The 18,721-nt window shown below is 39.2% G+C and carries 12 protein-coding genes; 6 read left to right on the forward strand and 6 right to left on the reverse strand.

The genetic code is table 11. From position 1 onward, the window contains the following. The first annotated feature begins 239 nt into the window (after positions 1–239). A complete protein-coding gene (gene folD, locus Q0976_RS23430) occupies positions 240–1,094 on the forward strand; it encodes a bifunctional methylenetetrahydrofolate dehydrogenase/methenyltetrahydrofolate cyclohydrolase FolD (RefSeq protein WP_299497196.1) in 855 nt (284 codons plus the stop codon). Between the two features lie 127 nt (positions 1,095–1,221). On the opposite strand, the gene cysS is transcribed toward folD, so the two are convergent. Then, positions 1,222–2,601 (reverse strand): cysteine--tRNA ligase, encoded by a 1,380-nt coding sequence (gene cysS / locus Q0976_RS23435; protein ID WP_299497198.1) that lies wholly within the window; start codon positions 2,599–2,601, stop codon positions 1,222–1,224. Between the two features lie 239 nt (positions 2,602–2,840). Between cysS and Q0976_RS23440 the strand changes: the two genes are divergently transcribed. From Q0976_RS23440 to Q0976_RS23450, 3 genes are all read left to right on the forward strand, one after another. Further along, the gene (locus Q0976_RS23440; protein ID WP_299497199.1) at positions 2,841–3,332 is read left to right on the forward strand and encodes a peptidylprolyl isomerase; all 492 of its coding nucleotides are present in this window, start codon (positions 2,841–2,843) and stop codon (positions 3,330–3,332) included. A 13-nt stretch (positions 3,333–3,345) separates the two neighbouring features. Next, a complete protein-coding gene (locus tag Q0976_RS23445; RefSeq protein WP_299497201.1) occupies positions 3,346–4,062 on the forward strand; it encodes a UDP-2,3-diacylglucosamine diphosphatase in 717 nt (238 codons plus the stop codon). A 507-nt stretch (positions 4,063–4,569) separates the two neighbouring features. Beyond that, positions 4,570–6,255, forward strand: a complete 1,686-nt coding sequence (locus Q0976_RS23450; RefSeq protein WP_299497204.1) for an acid phosphatase — start codon at positions 4,570–4,572, stop codon at positions 6,253–6,255. A gap of 232 nt (positions 6,256–6,487) precedes the next feature. Here the strand turns inward: Q0976_RS23450 and miaE are convergent, their stop codons facing one another. Beyond that, entirely contained in the window at positions 6,488–7,327 is an 840-nt protein-coding gene (gene miaE, locus Q0976_RS23455) for a tRNA isopentenyl-2-thiomethyl-A-37 hydroxylase MiaE (protein ID WP_299497205.1), read from the reverse strand. 359 nt (positions 7,328–7,686) lie between these two features. Here miaE and Q0976_RS23460 point away from each other — a divergent pair, with 359 nt between their 5' ends. Then, positions 7,687–8,283 carry a Yip1 family protein gene (locus Q0976_RS23460; protein WP_299497209.1) on the forward strand — a complete coding sequence of 199 codons (597 nt, stop codon included), beginning with the start codon at positions 7,687–7,689 and terminating at the stop codon, positions 8,281–8,283. Positions 8,284–8,357: 74 nt separating this feature from the next. Here Q0976_RS23460 and glnS read toward each other — a convergent pair whose 3' ends face one another. The 3 genes from glnS to Q0976_RS23475 all read right to left on the reverse strand — a co-directional run bounded on the left by glnS (position 8,358) and on the right by Q0976_RS23475 (position 12,730). After that, complete coding sequence (gene glnS / locus Q0976_RS23465; RefSeq protein WP_299497211.1) at positions 8,358–10,028, reverse strand: glutamine--tRNA ligase; 1,671 nt, start codon at positions 10,026–10,028, stop codon at positions 8,358–8,360. 166 nt (positions 10,029–10,194) lie between these two features. Next, entirely contained in the window at positions 10,195–12,498 is a 2,304-nt protein-coding gene (gene feoB, locus Q0976_RS23470) for a Fe(2+) transporter permease subunit FeoB (RefSeq protein WP_299497213.1), read from the reverse strand. Further along, a complete protein-coding gene (locus Q0976_RS23475; RefSeq protein ID WP_299497215.1) occupies positions 12,491–12,730 on the reverse strand; it encodes a FeoA family protein in 240 nt (79 codons plus the stop codon). The genes feoB and Q0976_RS23475 overlap by 8 nt, the downstream gene beginning before the upstream one ends. Positions 12,731–13,120: 390 nt before the next feature. Between Q0976_RS23475 and panP the strand changes: the two genes are divergently transcribed. Then, positions 13,121–14,767 carry a pyridoxal-dependent aspartate 1-decarboxylase PanP gene (gene panP / locus Q0976_RS23480; protein WP_299497217.1) on the forward strand — a complete coding sequence of 549 codons (1,647 nt, stop codon included), beginning with the start codon at positions 13,121–13,123 and terminating at the stop codon, positions 14,765–14,767. 217 nt (positions 14,768–14,984) lie between these two features. On the opposite strand, the gene Q0976_RS23485 is transcribed toward panP, so the two are convergent. Further along, on the reverse strand, positions 14,985–17,600 hold the full coding sequence (locus Q0976_RS23485; protein ID WP_299497219.1) for a TonB-dependent receptor: 2,616 nt from the start codon (positions 17,598–17,600) through the stop codon (positions 14,985–14,987). Between the last annotated feature and the right edge of the window lie 1,121 nt (positions 17,601–18,721).

The following is an 18,721-nucleotide window of genomic DNA, read 5'->3' on the forward strand; positions in this document are numbered from 1 at the left end:
TTTTGTTGATTATTGAACATGCAAACTCAATATGGCGCAAATGACGCCGATTTAACAAGAGGTGTCCATCCCATCATTCCTGTTTTCAACTTATGAAATATGCCAATTCCATCACAAATTTGATTGGGCGTCAGTTTATAAATAATAACCTGAAGCATTAATCAATGACACAAGAAGCCCCTACTGCTACTATAACGTCGTTTCCATTATTGCGGCCTATAAAGGATATCTTACCCCCAATGACAGCCCAGATTATCGATGGTAAAGCCATTGCCAAGTCCATTCGAACACAGCTTAAAGATAAAGTCTCTGCCCGTAAAAAAGCAGGTCAACGGATCCCTGGCTTAGCCGTGATCCTCGTCGGTGCCGATCCGGCATCACAAGTTTATGTCGAAAACAAACGACGTGCCTGCGAAGAAGTCGGCTTTATTTCACGCTCTTACGATTTACCCAGTGACACCTCAGAAGCAGACTTACTCACATTAATCGATAACTGTAATGATGATGCCAGTATCGACGGTATTTTAGTTCAACTTCCACTGCCTGAGCATGTTGAAGAGTCCAAAGTTATCGAACGTATTCGCCCAGATAAAGACGTCGATGGGTTTCATCCCTATAATGTGGGTCGTTTAGCACAACGTATCCCCGTTCTGCGTTCTTGTACTCCGATGGGAATTATGACGCTGATTAAATCCACAGGTATTGATACCTTTGGTCTTGATGCTGTTATTGTCGGCGCCTCAAACATTGTCGGACGCCCCATGACACTTGAGCTTCTTCTCGCAGGCTGTACCACCACGACTTGTCATCGTTTTACACGCAATTTAGAAGAAAAAGTCAAGCAAGCTGACTTAGTTATTGTGGCTGTCGGTAAACCCGGTTTTATTCCAGGCAGCTGGATTAAACCCGGCGCCATTGTTATTGATGTGGGCATTAACCGGACAAATGAGGGCAAACTGGTTGGTGATGTCGCCTTTGATAGTGCACAAGAAAATGCAGCTTGGATCACTCCCGTCCCCGGTGGCGTTGGGCCCATGACCATCGCCAGCTTACTGGACAACACTTTATACGCTGCTGAAGAGTATCACGATTAACCCTCATTTAAATATCAATTGTTTAAATGTTATTCATTGGCCTATAAACGGCATCAAATGACCCTAATAAAAATGCCTGCATTATTGCAGGCATTTTTATTAAGGAGTCAAAGATAAAATCAAGCTATTATTTTTTACGCCAAGTCGTGCCTTCTGGACCATCTTCTAACACCACACCTAAAGCATTTAACCCATCACGTGCCTCATCGGCCGACGCCCAATCTTTTGCCGCACGAGCCTCATTACGCTGCACAATAAACGCTTCGATTTTGGCCACTTCATCATCAGTGCCTTCCCCTTTAAAGTAAGACTCTACATCTTGCTGCATGATACCCAGTACGTCGGTTAAGCGCTTCATACTGACACCCAAGGCTGATGCAGCAGTTAAATCTATCTCTTTTAACCGATTAATTTCCCGCACCATATCAAACAACACAGCATAGGCTTCTGGTGTATTAAAATCATCATTCATTGCCGCTTTAAATTGCGCAACAAAATGAGCATCGTCAGCAGCCTCTACCGTTAAATCTAAGCCCTTAAGCGCCGTATAGAGACGTGTTAATGCCGCTTTAGACTGCTTTAAGTTCTCTTCTGAATAATTGAGTTGACTGCGATAATGGCCAGATAATAAAAAATAACGCACGATTTCTGCATCATAATGGGATAAGACATCTCGAATGGTGAAAAAGTTATTCAGTGACTTGGACATTTTTTCTTTATCGACCATCACCATACCTGAATGCATCCAGTAATTCACATAAGGTGTGTCATGGGCACAGCAAGACTGAGCAATTTCATTTTCATGATGTGGAAATTGCAGATCGGAGCCGCCGCCATGAATATCAAAATGTTTGCCTAAATGTTTGCTGTTCATGGCTGAACATTCAATATGCCAACCAGGGCGGCCTGCCCCCCAAGGAGAATCCCATGTTGGTTCACCGGGTTTTGACATTTTCCATAGCACAAAATCCATCGGATCCCGTTTAGTGTCATCCACTTCAACTCGAGCGCCAGCTTGCAATTGCGTTAAATCCTGCTTAGATAGTCGGCCATATTCTTTAAAAGAAGTCACACTGAATAAAACATCACCATTAGTTGCAACATAAGCATGATCTTTTCGAATTAATGTTTCTACCATTTCTATAATTTCAGGAATATGCAATGTGGCTCTAGGCTCAAAATCTGGGCGCAACATATTTAATGCATCAAAATCATTATGCATTTCAATAATTAACCGCTCAGTGAGTGACTCACAGGTTTCATTATTTTCATTAGCACGCTTAATGATTTTGTCATCAACATCAGTAATATTACGTAGATAATTGACGTCAAAACCAGAAAAGCGTAAATAACGCACCATCATGTCAAAGGCTACAAATGTTCGACCATGTCCGATATGACAGAGATCATAAATAGTGATCCCACACACATACATACCAATCTTTCCAGGTACGATTGGCTTAAATTCCTCTTTTTGGCGGGTCAGACTATTATATAGCTTTAACATTGCTTTTCTCTTCAAGATCCAGATAGGGTTTAAAGGTGCCAGTCTACCATTGCCTAGAAAGGGCTTCCAGCTTGTTTTAATACACAAAGTACAAAAACCTCGGTGACAAGCGATAAACTTGTATTAATCGTATCCGCTTATTTCATTCAAGACTTTATGCGCTCATGCAATTAGGTTAGAATCGCATGACTATTTACCCTTATTTATTTGTGCATTTTGTACAAACATAGAGAAAAATCATGATCACACTTCACACAAACTATGGTGATATTCAACTTAATTTGAACAGTGAAAAAGCGCCTATCACTGTTGAAAACTTTTTGAATTACGCAAAAGATGGATTTTATGACGGTACTATTTTTCACCGTGTTATCGATGGCTTCATGGTCCAAGGTGGTGGCTTTACGGAAGACATGAGTCAAAAGCGTTGTAATGAAACCATTCAAAACGAAGCCAATAATGGCTTATCAAACGTGATTGGCAGCATTGCAATGGCAAGAACATCCGATCCACATTCAGCAACAGCACAATTCTTTATCAATATCAGTGACAATACTTTCCTAGATTTTAAAGCAGAAAATGCACAAGGTTGGGGTTATTGCGTATTTGGTGAAGTCACTGCGGGCATGGATGTTGTAAATAAGATTAAGGGCGTCAGCACAGGTAATAAAGGTATGCATCAAGATGTGCCTTTAGAAGCTGTTATTATTGAAAAAGTTAGTATTGCTTAACGCTTAATTACTTATGCATACATACTTTGTGGGCGATTTGCATTTAAGTGCAAATCGCCCTGATATCACCGAAGCTTTTACCCAATTCCTTGACAGTCTAACGAACGATACCGAGGCTTTATATATTCTTGGCGATCTTTTTGATGTTTGGGTTGGAGATGATTTAGCGGAATCTTTTGCACTGGATATAGCCGATAAACTTAAACGTATTTCTAGCAATATCCCCATTTATTTTATCCACGGCAACCGTGATTTTCTTATTGGCAAACATTATGCTAAACGCAGTGGTATGATCTTACTTCCTGAAATCACAACACGTACACTTTATGATCGCAGCTATGTCCTATTACACGGCGATAGTCTCTGTACTTTAGATAAAGCTTACCAGCGTTTTCGCACCTTTAGAAACTGGTCTTGGGCAAAATGGATTTATAATCATCTCCCTAAAAAAACACGCCACAATATTGCCGATAACCTTCGAAAAAATAGTCAAAATGTCAATCAAAATAAAAGCATGATGATTATGGATGTCGAACCCAATGCTGTTGCTAACTTATTAGCCAAAACACAAAGCCAATATATGATCCATGGCCATACACACAGGCCTAATATTCATCAACTCACCCACAATAAACAACGTATTGTCGTGGGAGATTGGTACGATCAAGGCAGTATATTAAAACTTTCTGAACAAGGTGCAGAACTTCAAGAACTGCCTTTTATAAAGTAATACTCTATTTATAGTCGCCTCTATTCTCTTTTTGGCGCAGTATTGATGCCATTTTCATATTCCACTGGGCATCAATACTGATCATTATGTCTTTTTTTCTTTTATATTATTCCACTCACTTATTCATTCTGTCTAATCCATTTTTTATGAGACATCGCTTCCAGTATGCATAACGTATCTTTATTTACACAAATAAGTAATTATGACGTTTAAATTATGTAATAGAAATAAAATAAAATTTAAATAAATAAAAAATAATCAGACCTAATCCGTCATATTAATGAATTGCACATTAATAACGTAACTTACTAATATTTAATTAAATAATAATATTCCATGGAGATTCAAATGCACTTATCTTATTGAATTATATAAAATAACATATATTCATACTCGACGATATACCAGCTGTTCTGTATTTAATATTTATCTCTTATCTGGCATCCTTATTTTCTAAAAAAACATGCTTGAAATAATTCAATTTCTTATATTTATAAGGGGCGATGAATGAATGATCCTAAAGATCAACCCACCAGCAAACCATCAAATAATATTAGTCGGCGACGTTTCTTAACAGGCGTTGCGGCAATTGGTGCGGGTGCATCACTTAATGCATACGCCACTAATAAAGAGAATAAAAAAATACTCAGCCCTTCCTCTCGCACCTCTAGCGAATTAAATAAAGCACTACAGAAAAACGTCAAAAATATCGTAGTGATTTATGCTGAAAATCGTAGCTTTAATAACCTTTTTAGTGATTTTCCAGGCCTAGAAAAACCACTCGCATCGCTTAAACCGGAAGAATATCAACAAAAAGATAGAAACGGTCATATTCTCGATACCTTACCGGAAATTTGGGGGGGCTGTGTCCAACTTGGTCCTCAAAGTGTTCATGGTGTTGACTATCCTGCTGGCATTCAATATCAAACCGACTTACCCAATGCACCTTTTGCACTTAAAGGCCCCAATGACGAAGACTTACCTTTTGGTTTGGTCACTCGTGATTTGTGGCATGTTTTTTATCAAAACCAAATGCAAATCAATGGCGGAAAAAACGATCATTTTGTCGCATGGGCCGATTCAGGGGCTTTGACCATGGGGCATTATGCACAAAGTCGTTATTCCCTCAGACTTTGGAATGTCGCTAAAGAATTTGTACTGTGTGATAATTTTTTCCAGGGGGCATTTGGCGGCTCTTTTCTCAATCATCAATATTTGATCAGTGCTACTGTTCCCTTTTATCCTAATGCACACCGATCGCCAGCGAAAACACAGATAGCCACACTGCAAACCCATAATCCCCTTGATACGCGATTAAAACCATTAGACAGCTCACCGACAAGTGCGATGAATGGTCCTCCTCAATTTGGTCCAAGTGCGTTGACACCCGACGGTTATGCCGTCAATACCATGGCCCCCCCTTATTGGCCTAGTTGGAGCCGCGATCCACAAAAACCAGATTATGCAAAATGGGATGAACCCAACACATTAGTCCCACAAACCCATGAGCATATTGGTGATAAACTGTCGAAAAAGGAAATTGAATGGGCTTGGTATGCTGGCGCTTGGTCTGCCACTATCGATGAATATAAGGATTCGACAGGGATCCCTAAAATCCCTAATTTTCAATATCATCACCAACCTTTTAATTACTTCAAAGCCCAAGGACCAGAACACCCCATTGAACGTAGTAAACGATTACGGGATGCGGGTCTAGGCAATGACTCAAGAACAAACAAGTTTTTTCAAGATGTGGAAGCCGGAAAGCTCCCCCCTGTCACTTTCTATAAACCACAAGGCAACCTTAATATGCATGCCGGTTATGCAGAAATAGAGTCTGGTGATAAACATATTGATAGAACCTTAAAGGTATTACAAGAAAGTCCACAATGGGATAATATGGTGGTTATTGTGACTACAGATGAAAATGGCGGTTGGTGGGATCATGTTGCCCCGCCTAAAGGAGACAGATGGGGCCCAGGTTCTCGTATTGCTGCGCTCATTGTTTCTCCTTTCTCGCGTAAAGGTGGGGTCGATCATACACATTATGACACCGCTTCCATATTGCGTTTAATCACTCGAGTATTTGACTTAGAAACACTAGAAGGCATTAAACAAAGGGATAAAGAAATGATCGCACGGGATCAAACCCCTTTTGGTGATTTAACCAATGCACTCACTTTTGACACTTAATTAATTTTTCTGTGCAATAATCCCCTTATTGCACAGAGCATTTTCCTCTTGCTAATAACAGCCAACTCTTTAGGAATGTGTAAAAGCACCTGTATCGGCGTTGAAGCATCTTAATAAGCAATCAGTATTTCGGTACCTTTTCTTTTACAAAAGTGCGTCTTGAATTATTCACTTTGACGCATTCTGAAAACAGGCATGTTAAAGGCTCACGGCTATCACAGCTCAACTCAGCTCAAATCTTATCTGTAGGCATACCACTGTGAAACTTGAAATCATCATCGAGTGATGAAATAAGCTCAGCTTCCACAGAAGCAAACAAGGCAATGCGAGATTGAATATCTTCTTTAGCCGACGGTTTTGATGCTTTACTTGGTTTCTTGCTTTTTACCGAAGCGAGCATGGTTTCAGCTATCTCTTCGGCTAACGTTAAATAATCCTGATAATGACGGGCTTCTGAGCGCAAGAGTGACACATAAAACTTGTTGAGTTCATCATCTAAATGAGGCGCTAACATCGCAAAACGCTCACAAGACCGTGCTTCAATAAAAGCGCCAACAATGAGTTTGTCCACTAATGCCGCAGGCTCAAACGTGCGAATAGGCTTCATCATGCCTTTGGCGTAACGTCCCGCATGCATATTTTGATATTCAATGCCTCTGGCATGCATTAATGCTAACACTTGTTCAAAATGATGAAACTCTTCTTTAATTAAACGCACCATTTTGGCAATTAAATCAGGTGCAGTTGCAAAATTAGCCTTAGGGGTAAGCTCTCCAATGGCCTCATTTTTTTGCGTTCGACTTGCTAAAAATAGTCCAATATCTCTCTCTTTTTGATAAACAAAGTCCTCATAGGGCTTTGCCCAAGCCAATAGCAGCTTGCCACTTTCCGCATTCACAGCATACTTTCTTAATAGAAACATGGCTGTTTGGGCAGCTTTTAATTCACAATTACAGTGATCAATCAGCAACTGAGACAAATTTTCAGGTAAAGCCGCTTTTTGGATCCATGCATCAGGTGTTTTACACTTTAAAAAATCCATAATGGGGGACAATAAAGACTGAGTCGACACGTTTAAAAATTCTCAAGAATATAATGCAACATAGACATGATTTTATCAGTAAACGCTTTGCTTCCCTATGACTTAATCACGATTATTAGGTTTATTTTATTAAAAACATGAAGTGACACTAACCCAATAAGAAGTCTTACAAATACTTACATTTAATGTGGGTATTAAGCATCACTTTATATGAATATACCGTGACTTCCCAGCTCTTCTCTCTTGACATCGTTCACATTTTGTTTAATTAATAATCATAGAGCTGTAACAAGTTCGTCTATATCTCCGTCCTTTAACCTATTATTTCAAGGCACTTAGATATAGTGGTTTTGACGAGCATCTTTAAATGCTAGGTAAAGGTAATCATCATGATTTTAAATCATTTAATGGGGCTATATACGCATCCAAAAGAAGAATGGCATACAATAGAGAAAAACCATGAGTCATTCAAAAGTAGTCTAAGTCACATTCTACTCATTGCACTGATACCTGTTATTTGCAGTTATATTGCTACAACACATATTGGCTGGGATCTCGGTATTGGAGAACGACACTTTTTAACCGTACGCAGTGCTTTCTTTATGAGTTTATCCATGTATTTAGGCTTACTTACTGGTGTTTTTATTCTCGCTTATCTTATTTTTTGGATGGCAAAAACCTTTGATGCTACACCCACTTATACTCAATCTTTAGAGCTGGCTGCCTATACCGCAACCCCTGTGTTCATGGTGGGTTTTGCCTGTTTATTTCCCGTTCTCTGGTTTATTATGATCATAGGTTTAATCGGTCTTGCCTATTCTATTTATCTGCTCTTTACTGGCGTACCTATCATCATGAATATTCATGAAGATAAAAGTATTGTTTATACCTTATCAGTGCTCACCGCAGGCTTTATACTATTAAGTGCATTAATGGGTACCAGCGCCATTTTGTGGGGTTGGGGGCTAGCACCAGTCTATCAATAGGCCAGTAATAAGCATAAAAAAACCGACAACCTTTAATTAACACTTGGCTGTCGGTTTTATCTTATTAACTGAAATTAAGCAAAAGAGTCTCTTAACGGCACCGTTAAGTTAAACACCAAATGTTCTGGTGTTGAGTCTTTATTATCCGCACAGAAATAGCCTTCTCGTTCAAATTGATAAGCTTTTTCAGCAACAGCATTGATTAAGTTCGCTTCAACCACACCTTGCTTAATCACAAGAGAATTCGGATTGAGTGCTTCTTCAATGCTGTCCATTGCAGCTGGGTTAGGATCGGTAAATAACCTTTCGTATAATCTAAACTCAGCATTTTTAGCTGTGCTGGCTTCAACCCAATGGATCACCCCTTTCACTTTACGGCCATCACTGGGATTTTTACCTAAGGTTTCATTATCATAAGTACAATAAATCGTTGTAATATTGCCTTCATCATCTTTATCGCAACGCTCCGCTTTAATCACATAAGCATTACGCAAGCGCACTTCTTTACCTTGTACTAAACGTTTATATTTTTTATTGGCCTCTTCACGAAAGTCATCTGCATCAATAAAAATTTCTCGACTAAAGGCCAACGGCCTTTTTCCCATGTCTTCAATGTTTGGATGCACTGGCGCCATGATCTCTTCGACTTTATCCACTGGATAATTTTCAATAATGATCTTAACCGGATTAATAACCGCCATTGCGCGAGGGGCATTTTCATTAAGCTCTTCACGAATACACGCATCGAGCATTGCCACTTCAACCATGTTTTCTTGCTTCGTGACACCAATACGCTGGCAAAACTCACGAATAGAAGCTGCGGTATATCCACGGCGGCGCAAACCCGCAATCGTCGGCATACGTGCATCATCCCAACCTGTCACCACATTATTTGTCACAAGATCATTCAGCTTTCGCTTTGACATTAAAGTGTATTCAAGATTTAAGCGTGAGAATTCATATTGACGTGTACGATTATCAACTTGAAAGTCATCTAAATGATCCAATACCCAATCATACAAACGACGATTATCTTGAAATTCCAATGTACACAAAGAATGAGTGATATTTTCTATCGCATCAGAGATACAATGGGTAAAATCATACATAGGATAAATACACCACTTATCCCCAGTTTGGTGATGATGAGCAAAGCGCACACGATAGATAATCGGATCTCGCATACACATAAAAGGTGATGCCATATCAATTTTAGCTCTAAGGGCACACTCACCTTCTTTGAATTCCCCTAAGCGCATTTTTTCAAATAAAGCTAAGTTTTCTTCAACACTGGTATCGCGATAAGGGCTATTTTTACCCGGTGCTTTTAGTGTCCCTCTGTACTCACGTGTCTCTTCACTGTTGAGGAAACACACATAAGCCAAATTTTTCTCAATAAGCTCTAAGGCATATTGATGTAACTTATCAAAGTAATTAGATGAATAACAAATGTCACCTGCCCATTGAAAACCAAGCCATTGCACATCTTCCTGAATTGAATGCACATAATCGATGTCTTCTTTTTCAGGATTAGTATCATCAAAACGTAAATTACATTGACCTTGATAATCCTGTGCTATACCAAAATTAAGGCAAATTGATTTAGCATGACCAATATGCAAATAACCATTTGGCTCAGGCGGAAAACGAGTATGCACTTGTGTGTGCTTACCGGTTTCAAGATCTTCATCTATGATATTACGAATGAAGTTACTCGGACGTACTTCAGTGTCCATTTGACTCATGGAATTCCTCTCAAGGACAGGGTTAAAAGTTAAAAAAGCATGATCCTACAGATCAACTCGATATACAACGATCCATGCTGAAAAATAACGATAATCGTAAAAAATAATGGTTTCTAATGTAAAAAGCAGCGAATACACGCTGCTTTTTACACCCATTTAAAAAAAATTACTCCGTGATCACTTTCACATTCGGAATAATACTCTGGGTTTTGCGCCCTTTTCGCTTTAACCAAAAATAGAAAATGATTAATGCTCCAATAAAAAAGCCACTCCATAACATTGACTGAATCGGGTGTTGAGCAATCGTCGCCACTTGGTAAAACACAGTGGCAGTGCCATAAGCTAAACCAAATGTCCAAGTCGCAGCAAACAGTGCCCAACGCGGCCCAAATTCATTAACCATCGCCCCCATTGCAGCCACACAAGGTGTATACAATAGAATAAATAATAAATAGGCAAAAGCGGCAATCAAGGTTGGAAAGCCAGATTTCAATGCAACGAACGTATGGGTACTGACCGATTGTTCTTCAGCTGCTGATTTTACTGAGGTCACATCCCCAACGGAAAGTGATAAAGGATCTTCAAATGAGATACCAAATAAGTTTGCAGGAATCGTCGCTAACGCTTCTTTAAAAGATGATGATAATGGAACCAAACTGCCACCATTATCACTGCCAGAATATAAACTATTTAATGTTCCAACCACCGCTTCTTTAGCAAATAGCCCAGTAATAATTCCCACCGTCGCAGGCCAATTATCTTTTTCTATACCCATTGGAGTAAAGAAAGGGGTCACTTTCTGACTCACAACACTAAGCACAGACTCTGCGCTATCTTGGTGACCAAAACTGCCATCGGTGCCGATAGAATTCGCAAAATTCAATAACGTCACCACAATCACGATAGTTTTGCCTGCGCCTTTAATAAAACCTTTAGTTCGCTTACCCGTTCGATTCATCACCATTTTAAACTTAGGTCTTTCATAGCTTGGCAGCTCCATAACAACGGCACTGCTTGAACCTGGTAAAATCGTCGATCGCAATAACAATCCTGTCCCAACCGCGGCAAAAATACCAATAATATACAAACCAAACACTAAGTTTTGTCCCGTATGAGGGAAAAAAGCTGCAGCAAATAATGCATAAACAGGTAATCGCGCGCCACAAGACATAAACGGTGTCATCAAGCCTGTCACAATCCGCTCACGCTCGCTCCCCAAGGTTCGCGTGGACATAATCGCAGGCACCGAACAACCAAATCCGACAATCATAGGCACAAAAGCACGACCGGGTAGACCAATACGTCGCATCAGTCCATCGACGACAAAAGCCGCCCTTGCCATATAACCTGAGCCTTCTAAGATTGACAACATGAGAAATAACGCAGCAATAACCGGAATAAAGGTCGCCACAGTTTGAATCCCTTGCCCTATGCCTCCCGCTAAAATAGTCACTCCCCATGCAGGGGTACCTAGCCCTTCAAGCAATGCTCCAAAATGATCAACAAATAACGCACCGGCACTAATATCAAAAAAATCGATAAACGCACTGCCCACATTAATACTCACCATAAATAATAGGTACATAACCAATAAAAAAATGGGTATCCCTAGCAAGGGGTGCAAGACAAATTTATCGAGCTTATCCGTGAGCGTTTCATGGGACTGACTTTTCACTGACTGAGTGAACACTTGCTCTACAAAATTAAACCGCGTTGTAGCAAGATAGGTTTCAATATCTTCATGGGATAACGCGGCCGAATTATCTAAACGGTTATCTTGCATTTCAGCAGGCGAAGCTGAGGCAGCATTACACCCTTTTGAGCTGACAGACTGACTGGCCAGCTGCGTTAATACATCACTGCGAGTCAGGGATGGAGTTTGACTCATCATCTGAGTCATTTTAGCTTCTAATGCTGTCCCATAATCAAGCATCAATGGCGTTTTAGAAACTTGCCCTTTTAATAAAGCCACCACTTGTGCTTTCACTTTGTTGATATCATTATCATCCCGAGAGCAAACAGCCACCACGGGACAACCAAGGATCTGGCTCATTTGGTCAACATTAATATCCATACCACGAGCAAGAGCCACATCAATCTTATTCAACACGACAACTAAGGGGATCCCCAATTCGCGTAATTGCACTGTTAAATATAGATGCCGCTCAATATTCGTTGCATCCACAAGATTAATAATGCCATCCATTTTTTCATTAGCTAAATAAACTTGTGCAATCTGTTCATCTAATGAGCAATCACAACTGTTTCCCGCAGGCAGCAGATCATAAATCCCGGGTAGATCCGTTAAATAAACGTCAGAATTCTCTAATGTAAAAAGGCCGGTTTTCTTTTCAACGGTCACACCCGACCAATTACCAACTTGTTGGTTAGCACCTGTTAATGCATTAAATAATGTTGATTTTCCTGCATTAGGGTTACCAACGGTAACGCAATGAAATGGTTTAGTCATGGGTTTTTTCTACCTCAATGATATTGGCTAAATCATGTCTCATACATAATTTACTGCCACGTAAATCTAATTCGAGCCCAGAGCCCATCGGTGCACGTCGAATCAAAGAAAAACGCGTATTCGGAGTGATCCCCATCGAAAGTAACTTTCTTTTTACAGCCAGTGGCAAAGACATTTGCCCAACAACAGAGATAATGGCATTATCCCCTGGATTTAATTCACTTAACTTCATTGCACATATCCCTTTAGAAGCGTACGAGTGTCAAACCTTCATTGCAAAATGAGGTACAAGAATGGCACTTGTTTATCCTCAATGAAGTATTTGAATAACCGCTTATCAATTGCCAGCTATTATCTGCTTTCTTACGCTTAAAAACAAATTAAATACTAATCATTATCAGTTGCAATCCCAAATTTTACACAGTAAGAAAACCATTTACTCACTTTCATTGCCAGTACTTTTTTCATCAAAAAAATCAATATTGATAGTCAATTCATTTGCCTTCAATAATCACTTGATGCACTCTACGCCATACAGTAAAGTGAGCTCCCATTTTGACAGATATAACTTCAATCGTTATGGCTGTTAATCCAGTATGATAGGTAAGAGATAGCAAGAGTCATGACATTCAAACGCGCCACTGCATCGGAAGATGCGCTATTACGCATTTTTACTTTGCCAGAAGCCCCTGATTCAACATTAAGCGTAATAGAACAAAACTTATCTCAAAATTTAATGGGCTTTTTAAAAGACAGTATTGTCGCAATCGAAAAACCACTCAGCGACATTGAGCGTGATTTTCAACAATATCAGATCCCAGAAATGCCACAATTTGTCTCTGACTATACTGATGACATCATGAAGAACTTAGTCGCCCATTCGGTGCATACCTCTTCACCCAGTTTTATAGGGCATATGACATCGGCCTTACCTTATTTCGTACTGCCTTTATCTAAGATGATGGTAGGATTGAATCAAAATCTGGTTAAAATTGAGACATCAAAAGCCTTCACTCCTCTTGAACGGCAAGTCCTTGGCATGATGCATCATCTCGTTTATCAGCAAAATGATCATTTTTATCAAAGCTGGATGCACAATGCGAATGATGCTCTAGGCGCTTTTTGCTCAGGAGGAACCGTTGCCAATATTACGGCTTTATGGACAGCTCGAAATCAGCTATTAAAAGCCGATGGCGATTACAAAGGCATTGCAGCCCAAGGTCTGATGAAAGGGTTACGTCATTATGGTTTTGATGATTTAGCCATTTTAGTCTCCAAACGTGGACATTACTCTTTAGGAAAAACGGCTGATTTATTAGGCATTGGCCGAGATAATATCATTCAAGTCCCCGTTGATAACAATAATAAAGTCGACGTCAACACCATGCGCACAATTGCCCATAAACTTGAATTAAATAACATTAAAGTCATGGCCATTGTCGGCGTTGCTGGCACCACTGAAACAGGCAATATTGATCCACTTAATGAATTAGCTAACCTTGCTGAAGAACTCAAGTGCCATTTTCATGTGGATGCAGCTTGGGGAGGCGCTTCGTTATTGTCAAACAAATATCGCCACTTACTCAACGGAATTGAACGTGCGGATTCAGTCACCATAGACGCGCATAAACAATTATACGTGCCCATGGGGGCCGGCATGGTGCTATTTAAAGATCCCACCTTTGCCAATGCCATAAAACACCATGCTGAATATATTCTACGTCAAGGCTCAAAAGATTTAGGCAGTCAGACACTTGAAGGTTCAAGGCCGGGTATGGCCATGCTTGTGCATGCCTGTTTACAAATTATTGGTCGAGATGGCTACGAAATTCTCATCAATAATAGTCTAGAAAAAGCACGCTACTTTGCCGCACTTATAAAACAGCAAGCTGATTTTGAGCTCATTAGCGAACCAGAACTTTGCTTGTTAACCTACCGTTATGTACCAAAAAAAGTACAGCTTGCCATAGAAAAAGCCAGACACGCCCATGATCTCAATACGCTAACTACAATAAATCAACTTCTTGATGGCCTCACTCAATTGATGCAAAAACAACAACGTGAACAAGGAACATCTTTTGTCTCCCGTACCCGTATTCAAGCAGAACCATTACTGGATACGCCCTCGGTTGTATTTAGAGTCGTCTTAGCCAACCCATTAACCACCAATGACATTTTAAAAGATGTGTTAGCAGAACAAATAAACATTGCAGCGCAAGATACACAATTTTTGCCCAAACTATTAATGCTCGCAGCGAGCGATTGTTAATCCTTATTTTAATACCAATAAGCAGGTCGACATTTCCCCTTATCACCTGCTTTACCCTTCTCAAAAATCTGCTAATGTCTCCCAAAATAAGTCATAGACATTACACTTGGGTTTAACCTTGATTGCTTTGTTTTAATAAAATAAAAACACCGCTATAGTAGCGGTGTTTTTCAAAGGCTTTTTAATTAGCCGTTTAACAAATTTAAACGCTTGTTAATTACATTTTCAAGCTAGCTTGAACATAAAAACGACGGCCTAATGTATCATAAGTATAAGGATCGGTATTAGAATCGTTATTACCTGTGTAGTAAGGCGGTGTTTTATCAAACAAGTTATTAATACCCGCTGAGAACGTTAGATTCTCTGTCATGAAATATGACGCTGAGATATCATGGTAGACGACCATATCAACTGTCGGTGCATAACACTCTGATGTGTCATCTTTACAATCATAACTATCCATACCCGCAATAAAACGCGCTTGATAATTCGCGCTCCAATCGTCAGCCATCACGCTCAAATCAAGGTTAGTTTTGTACTTAGCATAACTACCACTACCTGAAGTAATAAAGCCAACATAATCAGTCCCATCCACTTCATAATCTAAAAGAATAGTACTGTCAGCTGATGCATTCCAATCTAGACCAAGCATTTCAAAATTATACGCAAGGTTTAAATCAATGCCTGATGTTTTCTCAGAACCGATATTTTGTAGTTGGTTGTTAAAGCTAATACGACCCGTATTATCCATTGATATTTGAGCCGATTGACATAAAGCCGTACCAGAATTTACAGCGTTACCTGAACTGTCTAAACATGCATTAACAATATTTTGTGAATTGATTTCGACAATGGCATTAGTGATGTCAATATCATAATAATCCGCTGTAACTGAGAACCCTTCGAACCAACTTGGAGAATAAACGAAACCAGCTGTAAAGGTTTCCGCTTCTTCAGGAGTGAGGTTTTCATTTCCACCTACAGTCACTTCAGCTTGATCTTGATAAGTGACTTGAGCATTATTCAATGTGACTTGATCAAACGACGTTGATTGACCTGAATACAACTCATCTACTGTTGGCGCTCTAAAGGCTGTAGAGGCAACACTTCGAAGCATTAAATCTTCTGTCACACTCCAAGTTAAACCCAATTTCCAAGTACTATCACTACCAAAAGTACTGTAATCAAACGCTCGTATCGCCGCGCTAACTTCAACATTTTCAGCTAAGAACATATCCGATAAGACAGGAATAATGAACTCAGCATATGCTTCTGTTACATCATACTCACCACTAGTCGGATCCACTTTTGGATCGTTTGCTAAGCCTTGGGCCGTTAATGAATCAGGAATAAACCAAGCTTTTTCAGTACGTTGTTCGATTCCTGCTGCAAAGCCAACCATACCTGCTGGCATTTCAAATAACTCACCACCAATGTTAGCCGATAAAATGAACATTTCACTACCGCCTGAGTTAATCTCAGTGTAAGTGTAACCTTGCATGTTATCGCTTGACCATGCACTTTGGTCTAATGGGTTAAAGGTACCCTCAACAATCTCATCGTTCACGGAGCCCATGTTAATTAAGTTAGCTAAACGATCAACAGAGTCATTACGGCCATAGTTAACTGCAACATCCCAGCTCCAAGCTTCACCAAACTCACCTTCGATACCGGTAACAATACGTACAGTATCAACGACTTGGCTAAACTCACGATTACCGACATCTGTCATACGGCGACCATAGTCAACATCATCACCATAGTTAATACCGCTACTAATTAAACTGTCACCCATCGCTTCAGTGTAAGTAAACGTATCTGTCCAAATAGGCTGAGGTGCCATTTGTTGCTCAGACCAGCGCTTTGAGTACATAGCTTCACCAAATAAATTCAGCGTATCAGTTAGCTCATAGTTAGCCAGTGCTGTCATATTTAAACGTTGCATTGGGGTATACAAATAGCTTTCTGCAGCATAGTTATATCTGTCACTATCTGAAAAATCATGCCAAGAACCATCAGCATTACCTTGCAATGATTGATCGGGCCCCCAAATATGGCCGTATGGGGTATAAGAACTCCCCGCACAATACAATGATATATTGCCATTATCATCGGTTGTTTCTGCATATGGACAAGCTGAGAAATCACGATCTGCCATACTAGCGTCACCGCGATCCATATATTGAACACCCACAACAGCATTACCACGATCAAAGTTACCTCCAACCGTAAGATCGATACTCGTTGTCGTCGCATCACCTTCTGTTGAGGCACCACTTTGTGCATTGAGCTCAAAGCCTTCAAAATCATCTTTTAAGATGATGTTGACCACACCAGCAATGGCATCAGAACCATATACCGCAGATGCACCATCTTTGAGCACTTCAATACGCTTAATCATAGAAACTGGAATGGTATTTAAATCCACTGTTGAAGCGGCGCCAGTACCTGAGTTAACCATACGACGACTATTCACCAGTACTAAGGTACGTTGTGAACCTAATCCTCGTAAATTAATCGATGTGTTTCCTTGTGAGCCATTATTAATCCCAGGATTGGTCATGGCACCGCCAGTCGCAGTCATTTTTTGAAGCACAGAATCAATCGATGTCGCGCCAGAGGCTTTAATCGCACTAGCATCAATAACAGTAACAGGACTCGCTGTTTCCATATCCGTTCGCTTAATCCGCGAACCCGTCACAGAAATACGTTCGACTTTTTCTTCAATTGTTGTCTCTTCTGCGAAAGTTTGCCCAGACAAAACAACACTAGTGGCAGCCATAGCCAAACAGCTACGACGGACTGCTTTCGCAGCTAAAGTTAATGAATGCATATATTCTCCCTGATATTCCAAATTGAAATATCAAAATATTATTATTTGTTGTTTATTATTTTATTATTGAAACTAAAGTTAATTATTTCGACATAAATACTGTTAAATATAAGGCTTAGTGTCAACACTAATTACAATAAAATAACCTTCAAACATCTTTTTGCACAAATAAAATACGATTACAAAAAAGAATACAAATACAAATACAATAAAAACACAAACTTACATTTTTATTATAAAAACCCTTTTTTACACCCAGCAAAACAATAAAAACCCACCAACATGATACAAATGTATTTAATAAAAATTTTTTAGTTAATTTAATTTTAAATTAAGTCACATTTACAACATAATAAATCTATAAGTATCAACCTTGATACACTTGTTATTTAAATTAGCTTCTTCATTCACCCTGAATCATTCATGATTTCACTCGTCTCTCTATTGTTATTGTTAACAGGAAAACAGCCATGATCAGCCCAGGAAAAGGCAGGTAACTGAGTTAAAATGCATAAACAAATGCACAGAAACCAAGCGCTCAACTACAGCATCAATCTCAAAAAACTAAATCGACACGTTACCATATAAACTAAAAAGATTATTGAACAATAATAAGAATAATAAGGTGTGAATATAAAATAGTTCTTATATTATCAAGGAGCTTTACTAGAACAAACAATTTTAAATAAAATCATGGAAAGAAATTCAATTTAAAATGAGTAATAAACCCAAAAGAGCAAAACACAACATAGTCTATCTATTTATTAATAAATAGTAGCGATAAATATTATTATGTAGCCTAAAGACAAAATAATATTACTACGTTTCAGTTTAAATCGATAAATATATACCACTATAATATTAAACCTGCTGTAATCTACTCTCGACAACCATCGATATAAATAACTTCCTCTTTTAAAAGTAAATCATAGACAATAAAATACCTAAATGGATATAGGATATATAATAAAATTGACAACTTTACTCTGCCATCTCATAAACACGCACATTAATAGCAATATTTACGTTAAATCAAGAATGAATCCTAAATTCATATAATAAGTGCAATACTCATGGATGATCAGATGGTGGAGAGCCAACTGCTGGTAGTGGTATGCTTT

The organism is uncultured Shewanella sp. (genome assembly GCF_947501665.1).
Taxonomy (GTDB): Bacteria; Pseudomonadota; Gammaproteobacteria; order Enterobacterales; family Shewanellaceae; genus Shewanella.